14 protein-coding genes and 1 tRNA gene are annotated in these 15,430 nt (G+C 33.7%); 6 read left to right on the forward strand and 9 right to left on the reverse strand.

All coding sequences use genetic code 11. The annotated features are described in order from the left end of the window. Window positions 1–126 precede the first annotated feature (126 nt). The 5 genes from QPL79_RS02490 to QPL79_RS02510 all read right to left on the reverse strand — a co-directional run bounded on the left by QPL79_RS02490 (window position 127) and on the right by QPL79_RS02510 (window position 5,718). Window positions 127–1,971: a hypothetical protein gene (locus QPL79_RS02490; RefSeq protein ID WP_285273201.1), complete on the reverse strand. Its 1,845-nt coding sequence runs from the start codon at window positions 1,969–1,971 to the stop codon at window positions 127–129. An 11-nt stretch (window positions 1,972–1,982) separates the two neighbouring features. After that, window positions 1,983–2,378: a hypothetical protein gene (locus QPL79_RS02495; protein WP_285273202.1), complete on the reverse strand. Its 396-nt coding sequence runs from the start codon at window positions 2,376–2,378 to the stop codon at window positions 1,983–1,985. A gap of 158 nt (window positions 2,379–2,536) precedes the next feature. Further along, window positions 2,537–3,877 carry an HD domain-containing protein gene (locus tag QPL79_RS02500; protein WP_285273203.1) on the reverse strand — a complete coding sequence of 447 codons (1,341 nt, stop codon included), beginning with the start codon at window positions 3,875–3,877 and terminating at the stop codon, window positions 2,537–2,539. Between the two features lie 707 nt (window positions 3,878–4,584). Beyond that, complete coding sequence (locus QPL79_RS02505) at window positions 4,585–5,283, reverse strand: hypothetical protein (protein WP_285273204.1); 699 nt, start codon at window positions 5,281–5,283, stop codon at window positions 4,585–4,587. A gap of 225 nt (window positions 5,284–5,508) precedes the next feature. Then, entirely contained in the window at window positions 5,509–5,718 is a 210-nt protein-coding gene (locus QPL79_RS02510; RefSeq protein WP_285273205.1) for a 5'-nucleotidase, read from the reverse strand. Between the two features lie 104 nt (window positions 5,719–5,822). On the opposite strand from QPL79_RS02510, the gene QPL79_RS02515 reads away from it, so the two are divergent. Continuing rightward, window positions 5,823–6,824 carry a bifunctional phosphoglucose/phosphomannose isomerase gene (locus tag QPL79_RS02515; RefSeq protein ID WP_285273206.1) on the forward strand — a complete coding sequence of 334 codons (1,002 nt, stop codon included), beginning with the start codon at window positions 5,823–5,825 and terminating at the stop codon, window positions 6,822–6,824. Window positions 6,825–6,842: 18 nt separating this feature from the next. Here the strand turns inward: QPL79_RS02515 and QPL79_RS02520 are convergent, their stop codons facing one another. Further along, the gene (locus QPL79_RS02520; protein WP_285273207.1) at window positions 6,843–7,610 is read right to left on the reverse strand and encodes a PAC2 family protein; all 768 of its coding nucleotides are present in this window, start codon (window positions 7,608–7,610) and stop codon (window positions 6,843–6,845) included. 134 nt (window positions 7,611–7,744) lie between these two features. Here QPL79_RS02520 and QPL79_RS02525 point away from each other — a divergent pair. Next, window positions 7,745–7,818, forward strand: a tRNA-Ile gene (locus tag QPL79_RS02525). Between the two features lie 457 nt (window positions 7,819–8,275). On the opposite strand, the gene QPL79_RS02530 is transcribed toward QPL79_RS02525, so the two are convergent. Together QPL79_RS02530 and QPL79_RS02535 are read right to left on the reverse strand one after the other, a co-directional pair. Further along, window positions 8,276–9,043 carry a DUF434 domain-containing protein gene (locus tag QPL79_RS02530; protein WP_285273208.1) on the reverse strand — a complete coding sequence of 256 codons (768 nt, stop codon included), beginning with the start codon at window positions 9,041–9,043 and terminating at the stop codon, window positions 8,276–8,278. A gap of 44 nt (window positions 9,044–9,087) precedes the next feature. Next, entirely contained in the window at window positions 9,088–10,371 is a 1,284-nt protein-coding gene (locus tag QPL79_RS02535; protein ID WP_285273209.1) for an IS200/IS605 family accessory protein TnpB-related protein, read from the reverse strand. Between the two features lie 285 nt (window positions 10,372–10,656). On the opposite strand from QPL79_RS02535, the gene QPL79_RS02540 reads away from it, so the two are divergent. After that, window positions 10,657–11,472, forward strand: a complete 816-nt coding sequence (locus QPL79_RS02540; protein ID WP_350309070.1) for a KaiC domain-containing protein — start codon at window positions 10,657–10,659, stop codon at window positions 11,470–11,472. 121 nt (window positions 11,473–11,593) lie between these two features. Here QPL79_RS02540 and QPL79_RS02545 read toward each other — a convergent pair whose 3' ends face one another. Further along, entirely contained in the window at window positions 11,594–11,905 is a 312-nt protein-coding gene (locus QPL79_RS02545; protein ID WP_285273211.1) for a hypothetical protein, read from the reverse strand. Window positions 11,906–11,979: 74 nt separating this feature from the next. Here QPL79_RS02545 and QPL79_RS02550 point away from each other — a divergent pair, with 74 nt between their 5' ends. The 3 genes from QPL79_RS02550 (at window position 11,980) to QPL79_RS02560 (ending at window position 15,397) form a co-directional block, all read left to right on the forward strand. Further along, window positions 11,980–13,692 (forward strand): DUF2070 family protein, encoded by a 1,713-nt coding sequence (locus tag QPL79_RS02550; protein ID WP_285273212.1) that lies wholly within the window; start codon window positions 11,980–11,982, stop codon window positions 13,690–13,692. 95 nt (window positions 13,693–13,787) lie between these two features. Beyond that, window positions 13,788–14,495 carry a CdvA-like protein gene (locus QPL79_RS02555; protein ID WP_285273213.1) on the forward strand — a complete coding sequence of 236 codons (708 nt, stop codon included), beginning with the start codon at window positions 13,788–13,790 and terminating at the stop codon, window positions 14,493–14,495. 17 nt (window positions 14,496–14,512) lie between these two features. Continuing rightward, window positions 14,513–15,397 (forward strand): hypothetical protein, encoded by an 885-nt coding sequence (locus QPL79_RS02560; RefSeq protein ID WP_285273214.1) that lies wholly within the window; start codon window positions 14,513–14,515, stop codon window positions 15,395–15,397. Window positions 15,398–15,430: the final 33 nt, after the last annotated feature.

Genomic DNA, 15,430 nt, shown 5'->3' on the forward strand with positions numbered 1-15,430 from the left:
AGATTTCTGCTGGAGTTGCATTTACATACTATTTAATTTTGGGGAATAGAATTATTTGATGGTTGTAACAATGACTTTGTATTCTTTTGAATACATAATAGCCAAAAATACATTGAAGACTTGAAATTACTGGGATAAATAGTTGTAAAATGTAGCTGTAGATATCATTATTTCTTTGTAGTAAATCCATATAGTTATCATCTTTTTGCTTTCCTCTGAAAGTGTGAATATTGCGTCCCATATTCGTTTCTCTGGATCCCATGTGAAATATGTTGTTTTGCTTTCCAATGTGTTACCCCTATCATCCATTACCTTGTATACTATCTTCGAATTCTGTATAAAATCTCGACTGGGATTTTCAAGCCATAGTGTAATGGTTGTTGTTATTGGTTTGTTAGTGTTAGGTATAGGTTTTTGTTCATAGCGTATAACTGGTATTTGCATCAGTGATGATGGTAATGGTGTTGGTGTTGCAGTATTTGGTGCTGCTGGAAGGCTTCGTGATGTGGCTAAGTCGTGTTGGTATGCTATATCCACATTGTTTTTAGCTATGTTCAATGTTTTCGATATTTTTATCCAGTAATTGCTTCCTAGATTTCTTCCAAGATTAAATGTTGCTGTATTTATTTGTTGATTTGTGCCATCACTTGCTGTTACTGTTGCTGGTGGATTTATGTTGTAGAAGTAACCTGCAATTGTACGAGAATTGGTTATAGCTATTGTTGCTATTGGTATTGTTGTGCCAGTGCCAACCCATGTATTTGAGTTGATGAGCACAAGAGTTATATACCCTTTGCTTCCTGGGGAAAGCCAAGAATATGGATTTTTACATATATCCTCTAAATCTGCTCCATAGCTAAGCAAAACTGATGATGCTACAGGTTTTGGGTTCCAACCAAATGGATATCTGCAAGAATATGCACCATACACTCTATCCTGCAAACTGTTAACAATTGTATCTACATTGCTTGGATAAAGCACTAGTTTCAGGTCATAGTATGTGAAATCGTATAATTGATTTATTTGTCCATATCTACTGTGTTCAAGTTTAAATGACGCTACTAGAAATTCTCCACCATCAAGTTCATAGATTATGGTCTTGAACACTAAGTTAATTTCAGGAATCATTATATAAACATTGCTAGACTCTTTCTTGAAACCACTTTGAGAAACGATATTACCGCTATCATCAATTACTATGCTGTATTTAGCGTTTGTTGCAATGTTTTTTATTGTTATGTTTGTATATAGTTTTCCGCTATTTGTATAGCTATAATCAGATATGTTAAGAGGTCCATAGTAGAATACCACTATTGGTGGCAAAATTATGAGTTGTTTTAGATTAACCCAAGTATCTATATACCAAATATTGTTGTAGGAATCAAGATTTACAGTCATTGATGTGCTTATAACATAGTTTTTCACAACTATTTGCTGAGGTCTTGACTTAGCAAGGTAAACTTTATAAAAACCTGTCGGTAGTAAAAACCCTCTTTCAATTATTGTTGAATTATACATGTAAAACCTTAGGTATGTTGGACACCATCCAAATATTCTTCCTCTCTTAGTAACTATGTATATACGTGCTTTACACTTATCCACTTCCTTGGCCAGTCCTTGCCCAGACCATTTATCTGAGTATATAAGTGTCCACTTACCTGGTTCCAGAGAAACCTCTGTATTGTTTCTCCATGGCTGGTACTCACCAGAGGTATTACTAAGCAAAATTGTTGCATATACAACTCTCACAGCAATGTTTGGATTAGCATATATTGCATCATTAGTTAAATTAAATGCGATGTATTCTTCTAATGCCTGAGAATATCGAATATACTCCTGCTGAACAGCTGCTGCAGCCTGCTTAACAAGTATAACATATCGCGTTATAAGCATAAGCATTATTGAAAGAATTACAGCTAAAACCATCACAGCAACAGTTTCAGCTTGACCAACAAAACGTTTTCTACTCATAATACCTAGCCTTACCCAACCCTCTTAGTGGGTATGAGAAAACCCTCAGTAAGTATCCATCCAGCATCGCATACACTTCTAATGTTACTGCAAGTGAAGGTGCTATTGCCAGAAACTACAATTCTTTCTCCTTCAATGTTACTAATATTACAAATAGCGATATTGTTACAAATGGTGCCATTCCTAGCAATAAGCACAATGTTATAATTCTTAAGGTCATTATTTACAATAACCAAGTCATTACCAACAACAAAAGCAGCTATATTAGGAGTTTTACCAATACCTGTAGGCATTTGCATTAAGTATTGTCTAAGCCAATAGATTACAGCACCAGCTGCCGTAACAACAACCATTGTTAGTATTAATCCAACAACAACATTAGCTAAACCCTTTCCATAAATACACATTTTTGCTTACCTCCAAAAATTGCCTTGTATTTAAATAGTTTTCAAATCAAAGCATTGAATTGAAAATCTTATGCATCATCAAATAATGCATATACTCATAAAATCAATTAACATATTATAAAGTATTAGAATTTTATTGTAGATAATCGCTTTAGGTTTTAATAGAAGGATCTCATCTCCTCATAGCTAAATAGCTCATTAAAAACATCTCTTATGATTTGTGCTTTGTCTCTCAATTCTCTTCTTATGTACAATCTAATTAGTATTGCAAACTTTGGTATATTGAACCATGTGAAGTCAAATATGCTTTTTCTTGTTATTTGCCCTCCTTCAAGCATCACAATTATTTCTTCTGAGCCTAGCATTGGATTTAGAGAAAGCTTTGGTGTATCTATGAAAAAGTCTTTGTCTTTTTCTACTTCAATGCTTTTTCTTTTTAGTTCTTGCTCAAGAATATTCTCTAAAACTACTTTGCTTCTATTTATAAATTCTATTGGTGTTCTAAGATTTGCTAGTGGTATTCTGTACTCTGCCACAAGTTTATATGGTATTTTTCTTGATAGAAAATCCCTGGTTTCGTTTAAACTGTATACACTTGGATTGAATAGAAAGCTCTCATCATTTAACTTTATGTATTCACCAACATTTTTTAACATATTATTAAAATCCATTATTTTTCTGCTTTGAACAATAGACATTATATCACCTAGAAACTTTGTTGCAGCTCTAACTGTTTTATGGTAGTAAACTGTTGAAAACATGTACATTCGAGCAAGCATTAATAGCTCCAAAGCATCTAAGGCTCTATAGTCAATAACGATATTGTCTCCCACAACCCCTAGATAATACGAGATTCTATACCAATCTATATTGCTTCCATATCCAGCACCTGTATAATATGAATCTCTAAGCAAATAATCAATGATATCAGCACTGTAAACACCCTTTAATATGTAGAACAATGCTTTTTCAGAGCCACCATCATATATATTCTCTTTAAATGGCCAAAAATCTTTTTTAGTACATTTCAAAGCCGCTGAAACATCACTTAATTTATATCCATACTCAGAAACAATTCTTTCAACAACTGAAGATATTTGAGGTTCTTGCAAAACAATTTCGGCACCAACATCTTCATGAGTTATTCCTTTTGGTATGAGAATAAAATCTTCAAAAGCATGGCTAAATGGGCCATGGCCAATATCATGCAGAAGCGCTATAAACCTCATGATAACAACATATCTCTCTAAATCATATTGCTTAACCCTATACTTTCTAGTAACATCTCTTACAAGAGCCTCTGTTACATGGGCCACACCCAAACTGTGACTAAATCTCGTATGTGTAGCACCAGGATAAACAATATCAGCTACTGAAAGCTGTTTTATTTTTCGAAGTCTTTGAAAAGCAAATGTGTCTACAATAGAAAGTTCATGCTCATATATCTTAATATACCCATGAACAGGGTCTTTAACTATCTTATATCTTCCAAGATCCATGAACAAAACCCTGGCTAATCAGGAACTTTGTTCCTATTTAAGCTAGCATCTTCCCAACCACAAGAGGTAAAGACCTTTTTAGCATAATTCATTAACTTTCACCATTTATTCACGACTGTGTTTCTTATCTACTAAGTAGCTATTATGATTAGAGATACTTCATACATCTTAATCTTTTACTACTAGTCATTATATTTCTCCTGAAGTAAAGAGTCTCATCATTTAGAGAAGAATATGTGTAAAAAAGATTATAAAATTTTGTTTAACCCAAATATCAAGATCTTAACTGCAAGAGATTATAATTTGAAATTAATGTATCATCTTTTATCTTCAAATACAAAAACAGAAACTTTTAGTCACTAGTTTTCAGAATGTATTGAGGGGGTTACATACATAAGTTGTGAAAACCTTAATTATTCTAAAGAAAATTGAGCATTAAATGAAATGCTGTATACAGCTCTAAGTAGCTATCCATGCTTATTAGCTAAATTATTCTAGCTATTATTGACTTGTTTAAGTAGCGATATTTTTCGACCTCTGCTTACTAATTATAGAGCTATCAAAAGAATTGAGTTGAAAACACTGCAAGAACTGTTTTTGCAAAGGTTTAATTCTGAGCTTTACCTCTTGCAGTTTTTGGTATCATCAAGATATCAAATAGTTATGATATTTAAGATTAGCTTTAAAATTCTCATTTGTAGAATGTTCTATGGATAAACTAGGTTGTATGTTCCATTTAGTAAGTCTATATCTACGTGAATTAGATGAGCATAGGGCTCTAACCTCTTTTTACTATATGAAATAATTTCATTTATTTCTTTTTCTGTTGGAAAGGGTAGAAACGATATCTTATCCTTATTGCCAACAACAATAAATTGTGAAATTTCAAGTACTTTCTCTATTAAAGCATTAAATATGTAAATAACGTCTTTCCAGCCATTCATGGGTTTTATACATGTGAGAACCGCTTTAGATTTAGAGACTTTGCTAATAACGCATTCAGCTTCATAATCCAGTTGATAAGCAGATAATATATCTTCTGGAGATGGTAATGGCAAAGGTATTGGATGGCTGTGCAGAAATATTGTGCTTTTGCATTGACTTTTATACTGCGAATATATTTCATGAGCAGGTATCAAGCCTTCTACAAATCTTCCAATATAAACCAACGATTCATTATTGCACAATGCATAAGCATCTTCCATCAGAAGATTAAGAGATAGAGGCTTTAACCCAATTACATCATATACATACTTTGTTGCTTCATCCATGTACATACTAATAGTCTTTTTAACAATAGCGTTTCCAACAAATGGCAAATCACTAAAACCAACTACTGATGGAATTTCATATGCTGTGGAAGCCATTAACCCAATGAGTTCATTTCCAAAAACATGCTGTTTCATTTTAACTAAACCTGTAGCATTTAAACATAACTTTTTGTCTGAATTGCTAAAAAGTTTTTATGATAGTTAACATTAGCAATAAAATAAAAAAAATGTTAATAGTACAACTAACGAGAGAACTTATAAAGCGTTAAGCAAATTCAGGAGCGCCAGCCATCATCATTAACAAAAATCAGATGGGGTTATAAACACATCACTCCTTTACTAAGCACAGCTACCAAATTTTCATACCTCAACAATATTTTTACAAACGCTTTTTAATTTTTCTAATAATGCATCAAGATTTTGTATTTGTATTTTATATGTGTAGAGATATCTTTTTGTTCTTGCTTTAACCTTTGCAATATTCTTCTTTGGAATCCTCTTAACTCTACACTCCTCAGCTTTTCTAGCTACATCTATGAATTCTTCTTCACTGGAAATAAATACAGGCATTGTGTTATACCCATTAATTCTATTTTTAATACCACATTGATACCTCTCGGTTAAAAGCTTTTTAATAGATTCCTTGATATAACATTTTCAAACTGGTGTCGACTATGATTAATCAGTACCTTAACTGGTATAACATGGTTCAAGAAACATTGGAAAGTGAAGTATTTAATTCAAAGGAGTATAAGGATATTGAAAGAGTTGTTGTAATTGGAATGGGTGGAAGTGGCATAGTAGGAGATATCCTTAGTGTAATAGCACAAAACTACTCTAATCTTTTAATGCTTACATACAAGGATTTCTATGTTCCAAATAATTTCATAAGCAATAAAACATTTGTTTTAGCAATAAGCTATTCTGGTAACACATTAGAAACAATAGCATCTGTAATACAGCTTCTAAAGAAAGGTCTTCCAATAGGTGTTGTTGCTTCTGGTGGTGAGCTTCTGGATATAGCAAAGAAGCATATACTACCACACATTGTTGTGCGACCTGGTTTAGCACCCAGATCAGCTATGCCTCTAATGCTTGTTGCATCTATTAAGCTACTTAGTTCATGTGGCATAAGATTGGTTTCATGGGAAAGCTTACACAAGTCTTTAGCTATTCTAAGAAATACTGAAGAAGCTAATAGAATTAGTGATGAAGTTGTTGAGTTTCTAAAAGAATCTACCATACCTTTGATTGTAGCTACAAATAGATATCATCCATTAGCCATAAGAATTAAAAATGAGTTAAATGAAAATGCGAAAATGCCTGCTAAAATTGAGGTAATTCCTGAGCTATTTCATAATGATATAGTTGGTTGGGAAAGACATAGCGGAAGGGAAAAGGCAATAATTATAAGCTCAGATATCGAGTATGAGGAGCAGCTACTAAAATTCTATGGAGAATATTTAGAGAGTACAGGATTTGATGTGTATCATCTTAAACTTAGTGGTAACATAATTGAAAGGTATTTGTTTGGATCACTTATAGCTGGAATTGCAAGTGCTAAAATTGCTAATAAGCTTGGTTTAGATCCACTGCAAACAAGAAGCATAGTAATGTATAAGGAATTTTTAAAGAAACATCGCGATGATATTTTAAAAAAGGTTTTGAGTTTATAAAAAAATGGAAATAATGTGCTATGTGATATAGTATGGTCTTTTCTCTCCTTTTATACCCTCCTCTTTTTGCTGAGTAAAGCTTCTGAGAAGTAACTCAACCTCTTTCTCAATACCTTTCCCCTTTCTCTCCAAATCTCGAGTATCTACACCAAGATTCCATACGTTACTTAGCAAATCAATGACAAGCTTAGCAGCTGTATAATCCACATAGTTTAGCTCTACAATGCTTCTCCAAGTTTCTCCAAGTGCGCAAGTTCCTTGAATACCAAAAACTTTTGCCCACCCAATTATAATGCCGTTTAATCCACTTATAACACCTTCACTTAGCACTACAGCTCCTTTATCCACATATTTTCTCAACACATCTTTGTTATTACCAACAACAAAAACTCTTCTACTAGAAACAACAACATCTGAAACATATGCTGCAGCAGCTATAACCTCAACAATGTTGTATTTCCTAAGCTTACTGAGAATGTAGTGACTAAGGAAATGCTGATCGGAATCGCTAATAGGTTGAGAATCTCCTGTTACAATGAAAACTCCAAGATCATTCACCTTGGAATTGTATATTAAAACCTTACTAATTTCACCAATTCCACCAGAATCCACTATTAGCTGAGCAGGGAATTTAGTGCCATAGATAACCCCAAACAATTTTGCATCAAGAGAATCTATCAAATGAGAAGCAACAGTTTTTCCAACAAGACCCATACCAGGAAAACCAACTATAACTATACTTCTACCAAAGTCAATGTTATTATCATACTTAATAAATTTCCACATAAATATTATTCCCCTATATTCAACCTATTTCAGTATCGAATGATATGAGAGTATCTAGTTAATTAGTTTTTAGGAAAATATGAGTATAGGCAAAGAAAAACATATAAACCTAGGGCAACAATTATTAGTTGATAGGGCCCGTAGCTCAGCCAGGTAGAGCGCCCGGCTCATAACCGGGTGGTCCGGGGTTCAAATCCCCGCGGGCCCACTAATATAATTGAATGTGCTATTTTAAATAGTGTTTCAAAAATGGAAGTTGAGATAACACACATTAAATATGTCATTGCTATTACTTTATCAGTACCATTAATAATAATATACTTATTGTCAATGATTATGCCATTAAGGTTTGAAAACATTTTTATAGAAAACCCCAAATTTCTTGCTGTAATTACGTTCTATTTATCATTGATACTGTTAATTATTAGAGAGCTTATAGCAAGCATGAAATTAAGGGATATATTGACAATTTTAATAATCTTGGTAATAAATCTGTATTCATACGTAGTTGGATTATACTTTGAATTAAGTCATTTGACATTTTTGAAGCATTACGTAATTCCACCATCTTTTATATACATACCCTGTTCTGATATTAGTAGATGTGACAATTTTGCAGCACTTAGTATAAGTGTTCCACTAACTTTGGAATCAGTACTACTAATCTACGGCATTTTTGGTTTTTTGAAACAAAATGGGCAATAGTAACCAAAAAGTTTTGGAAAATCTATTCTAGGCTCTAAACCTATATGCCAAAGAACCATTGTTGTTAGAGGTAATACCTTATCTGCTTTTTCTATTATTACAGCATCTGTTGATGCAACTACACCGTGTTTCGCCATTGATATTGTCTCTGAATCAGGTGTTTGTGAAAGTATGTATGAGACTTTGATATTTTTAACATTATTGCTTAGCAAATTTGAAAATGATTTCACATAATCTAGACTATGACTAACATTTTTGTCAGCAATAATCACTACTTCGTTAAAAAGATTTCTGTATGTAGATAAAACATCCATAATTATTTTGTATACATTAGCTAACAATGCTTTTTCATCACCTCTTATTTTAGCACCTCTCAAGTCTCTTACAAGACAATCATCACAAAGAAAAACACATTCTGATTTAATAATTGATAAAACAGTTAATACTATGTTAAAGAAATCTATTACAAGAATGGAACTATTCAAGCTATTTACACATGGAACAACAAGTTTTTTCATAGTATCATATACGTAGCTCAAGCTATGAACACACCTAAAAAGTAGCATTTTCTCATATCGATCCAGCATATAGTGCTTTGCAACAATATCCAATATAGATGATGAATAGCCTCTAGAAAGTAGAAACCTATAATCATAAGCTGCATTAGCTAACGCATCAAGTCTTATTTCTTCATTACACCTACTTCTTTCACTATTTCTTAAATTCACATAACATTACCCTGTGAGCCTAGAGCGTTTCCCCGCTAACGGAACTAAAGATATTTACAAGTATTTAGAAGTACCGTTAGCGGGGTTGGCCCTAGGCTTGGGATCACTAGCTTCGCCCAAGCCTCATGGGGCCCTGTCGAGGGGAACGCCACGCCCCTCCCATCTGCGGACAGATATCTCAGACCAATATTGATAGCACCTATCATGTCTCTATCCATGGTTAATCCGTTGCTCAGCCTGGCTATTCTCATCTGTATCTTTATGACTTTTACCCTTCTACCCCCTCTCAACGCAATGCGAATCACAGAGGGGGCATAATTTTTGATGGGTCTACCGCTAAACGGATCCCTTGAGGAGGAGTATGCCTCTGACTCCTCAACAACATATATAGGTTTATTATTCAATGTTTCAACTAGTTTTGAGGTGCTCCACTGGTGGATTCTATGCCTAAGATTTTTACTAGCTTTGCTAGCCATTCTATTCTTACCCCTATGGACATTTCCAACAACTATAGTTGCATCATATCTCCTAGCGATCTTCTCAATGATCCTAGCTGTCTTGTATATTATATCCTCCTTCCTCTCACCCTCTCTAAGCTTTCTAAATGCTTTCCTAGCAATTCTATCCCTAGTGGATCTACCGCTTGCTATCCTCTTCCTCCTCTCAGAATACGCTATAACTATTCTACCAATATTGGTTTCAATCCTATAGATCTCATGTAGCCTCCTATCAACAAAAACAGCTAGTGTAACATTGTTCTCATTTATATCCACTGCAACAGCGTTATTCGGGTTATAAGATACCTCGAATTCTCTTACAAGGGTTAGATATATGAGGATCCTCCCACCAACTAGCTTCAGCTTTAACTCGCTTGATTGTCTCCAACCACTGTAGAGATATCTATGTAATTGCCTATGATTTTTATAGGTTATTCTGATCCATCCCCTATGTGTTCTAAGTTCTACAGCTCCATCCCTCAACCTCCAATCCTGAGAATCAGAATATGTTATTGTTATACTCCTTATCTCAGGCCTATCTCTTTTTGCCTGTCCTTTTTTCCTAAGCTTTTTGAATGATTTTACCCTTCTAATGGCATCTCTATAGCACCCCTTAATAATCCTCGTGGGAAGCCATGGATATTCCTCTCTAAACCTGTTATAGAAGATCCTGTGTAAAGTAGATTGAGATGCTCTATGCTCTAGAGCGTAGCAGAGCATCTCACCCAACATCTCCCTATATGCATCCCCAACCTCTCTAAGAGCCTCTCCACCAAACCTATTAGTCCAGCCTTCTAGCACAACCGTTCTCCTAAGCGTCTTTAAGAGCATCTCCAACACTAACCAAGTAATTAGAAGTAGCTGAAAGCATTTAAATTTATCGCTAAACCAGCAACAGCCTATTTTGAAACTTTTAGAGAATACAACTTTATAATTTCAATAACAACTAAGTAGTATGTTCAGTGTAAAACAATGGTATCTGAAAACAATGTTGTAGAGGTTAGTGAGGATGAGCTTTTAGAGATAGAGAAAGAACTAGAAAAGTTAAGTGAGAAAACGAAAAGCAGTAGAAAGGAGGAGAAAGCAGGACAGAAACAAACAAAGGGACTATATTATGTGACAAGAGTTTCAACTGGTGTAACAGAATTAGATAATGCTCTAGAGGGTGGAGTCCCAAAAGGTTCATGGGTTGCAATAACAGGTGAGCCTGGCACTGGCAAATCTATACTGTGTATGCATTTTGCATGGGCAGGTCTAATGGCTGGAGATCCGGTGGTTTACGTTACTACAGAAGCTGAGTTTAGAGATGTTGTTAAACAAGCAAAGATGTTTGGCATGGATTTTGAACAATATAGAATATATGACATATCTAGTAGTAGAGAAGCTTCAGAAACACCCAATATTGTTGTCATAGACATATTTGGTTTACTAAAAATTGCAAGACAAATGAGTGAAGCAATTCCAACTGATGTTGAAACTGCTAAAAAGAGAAGGTTTGCTGCACTCGATATTCAAACACTTGTAGCAGCTATTCAAGAAGCTTACAAAATTCTTGGTGTTCTTAGGGAAGGTGGTAAATCACCTACTAGACATGTGAGGTTAATAATAGACTCTTTAAGTGCTTTTTGGGCAGATAAACCAGCAATGGCAAGAAAATATAGCTATGATTTGAAGATATCTACTCATAGAGAAAATGTAACAGCTTACTTGGTATCACAATATGCAATGACAACAAAATCCACATTTGGATTTGGCTTAGAGCATATAGCTGATGGCGTATTCCATTTATGGATGGATGATGTAGAAAATGCAAAGGAGGTTAGAAGATATTTAATAATAAAGAAAATGAGGATGACGAATCACGCAAGATATGCATTTAAAGTAGATATAGTTCCGGAAAAAGGTTTCACAATAACACCACTTGTTTCCTAATCCTCATAAAAAATTGTTTTAATCATCTCCTTTGCATAGCAATAACATTGTTAATAATTAATAAGTTCATAAACAATTTAGAATAGCTCATACTGAAATATGTAAATAATCATAAATTTTGTTATTTTATAATAATTTTTGCTTTAGAAACAATTTTTTCAATAAGTTCATCGATATTGTTAGAGAATGTGTAAAGTCCATGAGGTACATATTCTAGGTACTCACATTTCCAATAGGGTTCTAAAACCTTAGATGCATCAACAATTTTCGCATACAATGATCTTACCCCACTATATATTCCAATAATTATGTTGAAATCACCAATCTTTCCTAAGAAGAGTACACAATTGTGCTCTTTTTCAACTAAATATACTTTCTCAAATCCTTTTTGAATAAGAATATTTCTTATAGTATTTGCATCAAGTGCTGCCATAGATTTTCACTATTAAAGCATCTAGGTAACTTTTTTATATCCTTTTCTTTGCCTTGTTGATCCGAGGAATATCAATGCTTGAAGGAGTAACATTAAAGTATTATAGGTTTTTAAGAATTCCATCAGCAATTGCAAAGAAATTTTACATAGCTTACATAACATTGTTTTTGTTGCTTTTCATAGCGGATGTTTATCCCTTTCTATTCTTATATGCTATTAATTTGATGTTTTTATATAAATTACTTATTATCCATGTTTTATCTATGTTGATTTTGATATTGTTTATGAAAATTTCTGCAAAATATATGAAAACTAGGCAAATAGTTAATGCAATTGTTTTCATAGTTAGTGTCGGTGTGCCATTAGAGTTCATATCTTCTCCTATTGGGTTGTATGGTATAGCTTATGCTATTATACCATTAATTGGAACAATAACACTAGTTCATTTAGCAGGATTATTTAAGGGGTTAATTTACGTAGTTTTTGTATCTATAGCTATAGAGTCCATGTTTTCATATGTTGATAGCTTCAAATTCGTATTACTCAGATTTTCATTGGTATTAATACTTCTACTTGTTTCAGTTTCTATTGTAATGCGATTAAATAAAGTTGGGAACTATAATGTACTTAAAATAGCAAATGCGTGGATAAGATTCATGTTATCTGGAGATGGCAATGAAATTGAGGAAGCACTTGATAACATTGGCATAGAGTTCAATGCGCAAATGAAGATATTTTTGTTTGAAAGAAAAACTGATGCCATAGCACTGATTACACCAACAATACATTTTGGACCATATAAAAATATTGGAAGCACATACCTTCCTTATGACATAGAATCGGTTTTTACAAGCAAAAAATTAAAGGTGCTTGTATTTCATGGTGCAGGATCACATGAACTTGATCTTACTAAAAGAGCTTATGGGGTATCATTAGCACGTGAACTTGCCTCAAGAATAGTAGAAGAAAAAGATAGAATAGTTCCAGAACTTGTTTACGAACCTTTTCGTGTTTTTAATGGTTTGCGAGAAGCCTTAGCTATACAAACTGATAGTACTGCACTAATAATAATATCATCTACTGTGACAGGAGGGGATGATTTGCCTTATGAATTGCAAAAATTTGCAGAATCAATTACTAGGTTGTATGGATTTAGGGATGTTGTTATTGTCGATGCTCATAATTTAGAAGGTAAGCGAGAACTTGATGTATCACAGTTTAGTTTATTGGTAAAAGCTGCTTTGTCAAAGAGAAGCAAAGTATGTGAAGAGTTTATGGTTGGTTATGGAGAATCAAGTATAAAGGAACATGTTTACGTTAAAGGAATTTGCAGAGATGTTGTCAAGGCTTTAACGATGAGATGTAATGAAAATCTCTACTCCATAATATATCTCTATGGAAATAATGCCAAAGTTGGTGTGAGAGATGCTTTGAGAAAAGTAGCTATAGAGAATGGCTGCAAAGATGCTGAAGTTGTTACACTAGATGATCATACTTGCGCAGGATCAGTTTTTGATGCACCATATTATAGTATTGAATTGAGTAATAGCCTCATTGATGCTGTGAAAAATGCATTGAATGTCTCCATCAATGACCTTAAACCTGCTACAGTTAAATACCTACAATATGAATCCAAGGTTAAAGTTGCTGGTAATAAAATTTATGAATTATTAGATGTTGCAACTCGTGTTGGCTCCATAATTGTAAAATATCTGAAAATATCGTTACCATTATTATATTTTATATGGCTTGTGCTAGTTCTTATAATTAAGACTGCTATAATTTAGTGGTAATACTGCATCTATAAAGCAATTGAGTTTCCACGTATGTGACACCTTATATAAAATTGCTTTTTAAAAGTCATATTATCGAGGTTAGGATTATGGGTATAACCATAGAGAATGTTGCTTCAAGTATTGGTCAAACCATAACAGATATTTATGGTAGAAAAGTTGGTGTTTTGGTGAGTGTCTATAGCGATTTCGATGGTAAGGTAACAGCTGTTGAGATAATGACCAATGATATGACATATGAAACTCTTTCAAGTGATAGGTTAGAGCATGGAATAGATGGAATCAAGATTCTTCCAGAATGGGTTATTGAGGCTAGAAAAATTGAGCGCAAGTTAGATGTGATAAAGAAGAGATTCAAAGCCTTAGAGGAGCTCTATAAAAAGAATCAAATTGCTCAACACGCTTATAAAGAACTCAAAGAAAAATTTGCAAAGGAGATTGAACATGTTAAGATAGAGACAAAGAATACTAAGGAGCTTCTGCGCAAGAGAATAAACGAATTGGAGAACTTTGTTATACATATAGAGAAGGCTATGACACATCTAATAGTAAGCTATACAGCAGGAGAAATACCGGAAACAGGGTTTAAAATATCTGCAGATTTCATGAGATTTGCTAGACAAGCTGCAATAGATGAAAGAAAGGATTTGGATAAACATCTAGGTCTAATTGAAAAATTAGAACAAGAACTTGTTTCAATAGTATCAGGATTTGAAGAATCACAAACAATTGCTACACCAGCTCAGCCAGTCACTCAACCATCTCCAACTCCTCTAGCCGTGAAGGTTGTAAGTTAGCATAGCTAGTGATTTTCATGGCAATGCCGGCAGGAATTTTGGATCATTTCACAAAGATTCTTAGCATATCATCTCGGCGTGATCCTCAGAAAGGAGCTTTAGTATACATAGTTTCCTCATTAAATGAATTGAAGATAAAGCTGGAGGAGGTTAAGAAGAGACTTAAAGATAGAGATGATGAATTGTTAACAAGTGCTGTTAAAGCATTGAATATGAATGATAGAGAAAGAGCTTCAATATATGCTGCAGAAATAGCTGAGGTTAGAAGATTAATAAAATATGTTCAAATAGCATTGCTAGCAGTAGAAAGATTGCTAGAACGCATGAAAACCATGAATATTGTTAATGATATAAGGGTTTTATCAACAACACTAGGTGTTTTAAATGAGCTTAAAGCAATGTTCTCTAATACAATGCCTGAGCTTGCATCAACTTTAGATACCATTGTAAATAATGTGAATGCAATTGTTGCACAAACACAAACACCTGAATTCAATATAAGCTTAGTACCTGAGACAAAGGAGGTTAAAGAAATATTGAAGGAAATAGAAAGTCAGGCAGAAGAAAAGGTGAAGAGCACCTTATCTCCTATACCAGTACAATTAGAAAGTGTAATTAATAGTGTTACACAAGAGGACATTATTAGTATTTCCAAAATAGTTGAAAAAGGAACTTCAGCAACAGCAACCATTCCAACAGCTTTCGTAACTCGAAAACATCAATATGTACCTTCATCAGGTATAGATAGTGGAATAGAATATCAAATATATAGCTATATAGTATCCAACAAAGGTATGATAAAAATAGATGAATGTGCACGTATTTTTGGTATTTCAAAGGATGATGTTATAACCATTTTGAAGAGACTTGAGCAGAAAGGTCTTATAAAAATAGTTGCATGAATTTGAATTTTTTCTTTGAATTCTTATACGTGG

The sequence above is a fragment of the Ignisphaera cupida genome (assembly GCF_030186535.1).
In the GTDB taxonomy this organism is placed as follows: Archaea; Thermoproteota; Thermoprotei_A; order Sulfolobales; family Ignisphaeraceae; genus Ignisphaera; species Ignisphaera cupida.

Bases quoted from the DNA above. Each gene is read 5' to 3' on its own strand.
- QPL79_RS02505 (WP_285273204.1), bottom strand. From the start codon at position 5,283: ATGAAACAGCATGTTTTTGGAAATGAACTCATTGGGTTAATGGCTTCC.
- QPL79_RS02555 (WP_285273213.1), top strand. From the start codon at position 13,788: ATGGGTATAACCATAGAGAATGTTGCTTCAAGTATTGGTCAAACCATA.
- QPL79_RS02510 (WP_285273205.1), bottom strand. From the start codon at position 5,718: ATGCCTGTATTTATTTCCAGTGAAGAAGAATTCATAGATGTAGCTAGA.
- QPL79_RS02500 (WP_285273203.1), bottom strand. From the start codon at position 3,877: ATGGATCTTGGAAGATATAAGATAGTTAAAGACCCTGTTCATGGGTAT.
- QPL79_RS02515 (WP_285273206.1), top strand. From the start codon at position 5,823: ATGATTAATCAGTACCTTAACTGGTATAACATGGTTCAAGAAACATTG.
- QPL79_RS02490 (WP_285273201.1), bottom strand. From the start codon at position 1,971: ATGAGTAGAAAACGTTTTGTTGGTCAAGCTGAAACTGTTGCTGTGATG.
- QPL79_RS02520 (WP_285273207.1), bottom strand. From the start codon at position 7,610: ATGTGGAAATTTATTAAGTATGATAATAACATTGACTTTGGTAGAAGT.
- QPL79_RS02545 (WP_285273211.1), bottom strand. From the start codon at position 11,905: ATGGCAGCACTTGATGCAAATACTATAAGAAATATTCTTATTCAAAAA.
- QPL79_RS02560 (WP_285273214.1), top strand. From the start codon at position 14,513: ATGGCAATGCCGGCAGGAATTTTGGATCATTTCACAAAGATTCTTAGC.
- QPL79_RS02535 (WP_285273209.1), bottom strand. From the start codon at position 10,371: ATGCTCTTAAAGACGCTTAGGAGAACGGTTGTGCTAGAAGGCTGGACT.
- QPL79_RS02550 (WP_285273212.1), top strand. From the start codon at position 11,980: ATGCTTGAAGGAGTAACATTAAAGTATTATAGGTTTTTAAGAATTCCA.
- QPL79_RS02495 (WP_285273202.1), bottom strand. From the start codon at position 2,378: ATGTGTATTTATGGAAAGGGTTTAGCTAATGTTGTTGTTGGATTAATA.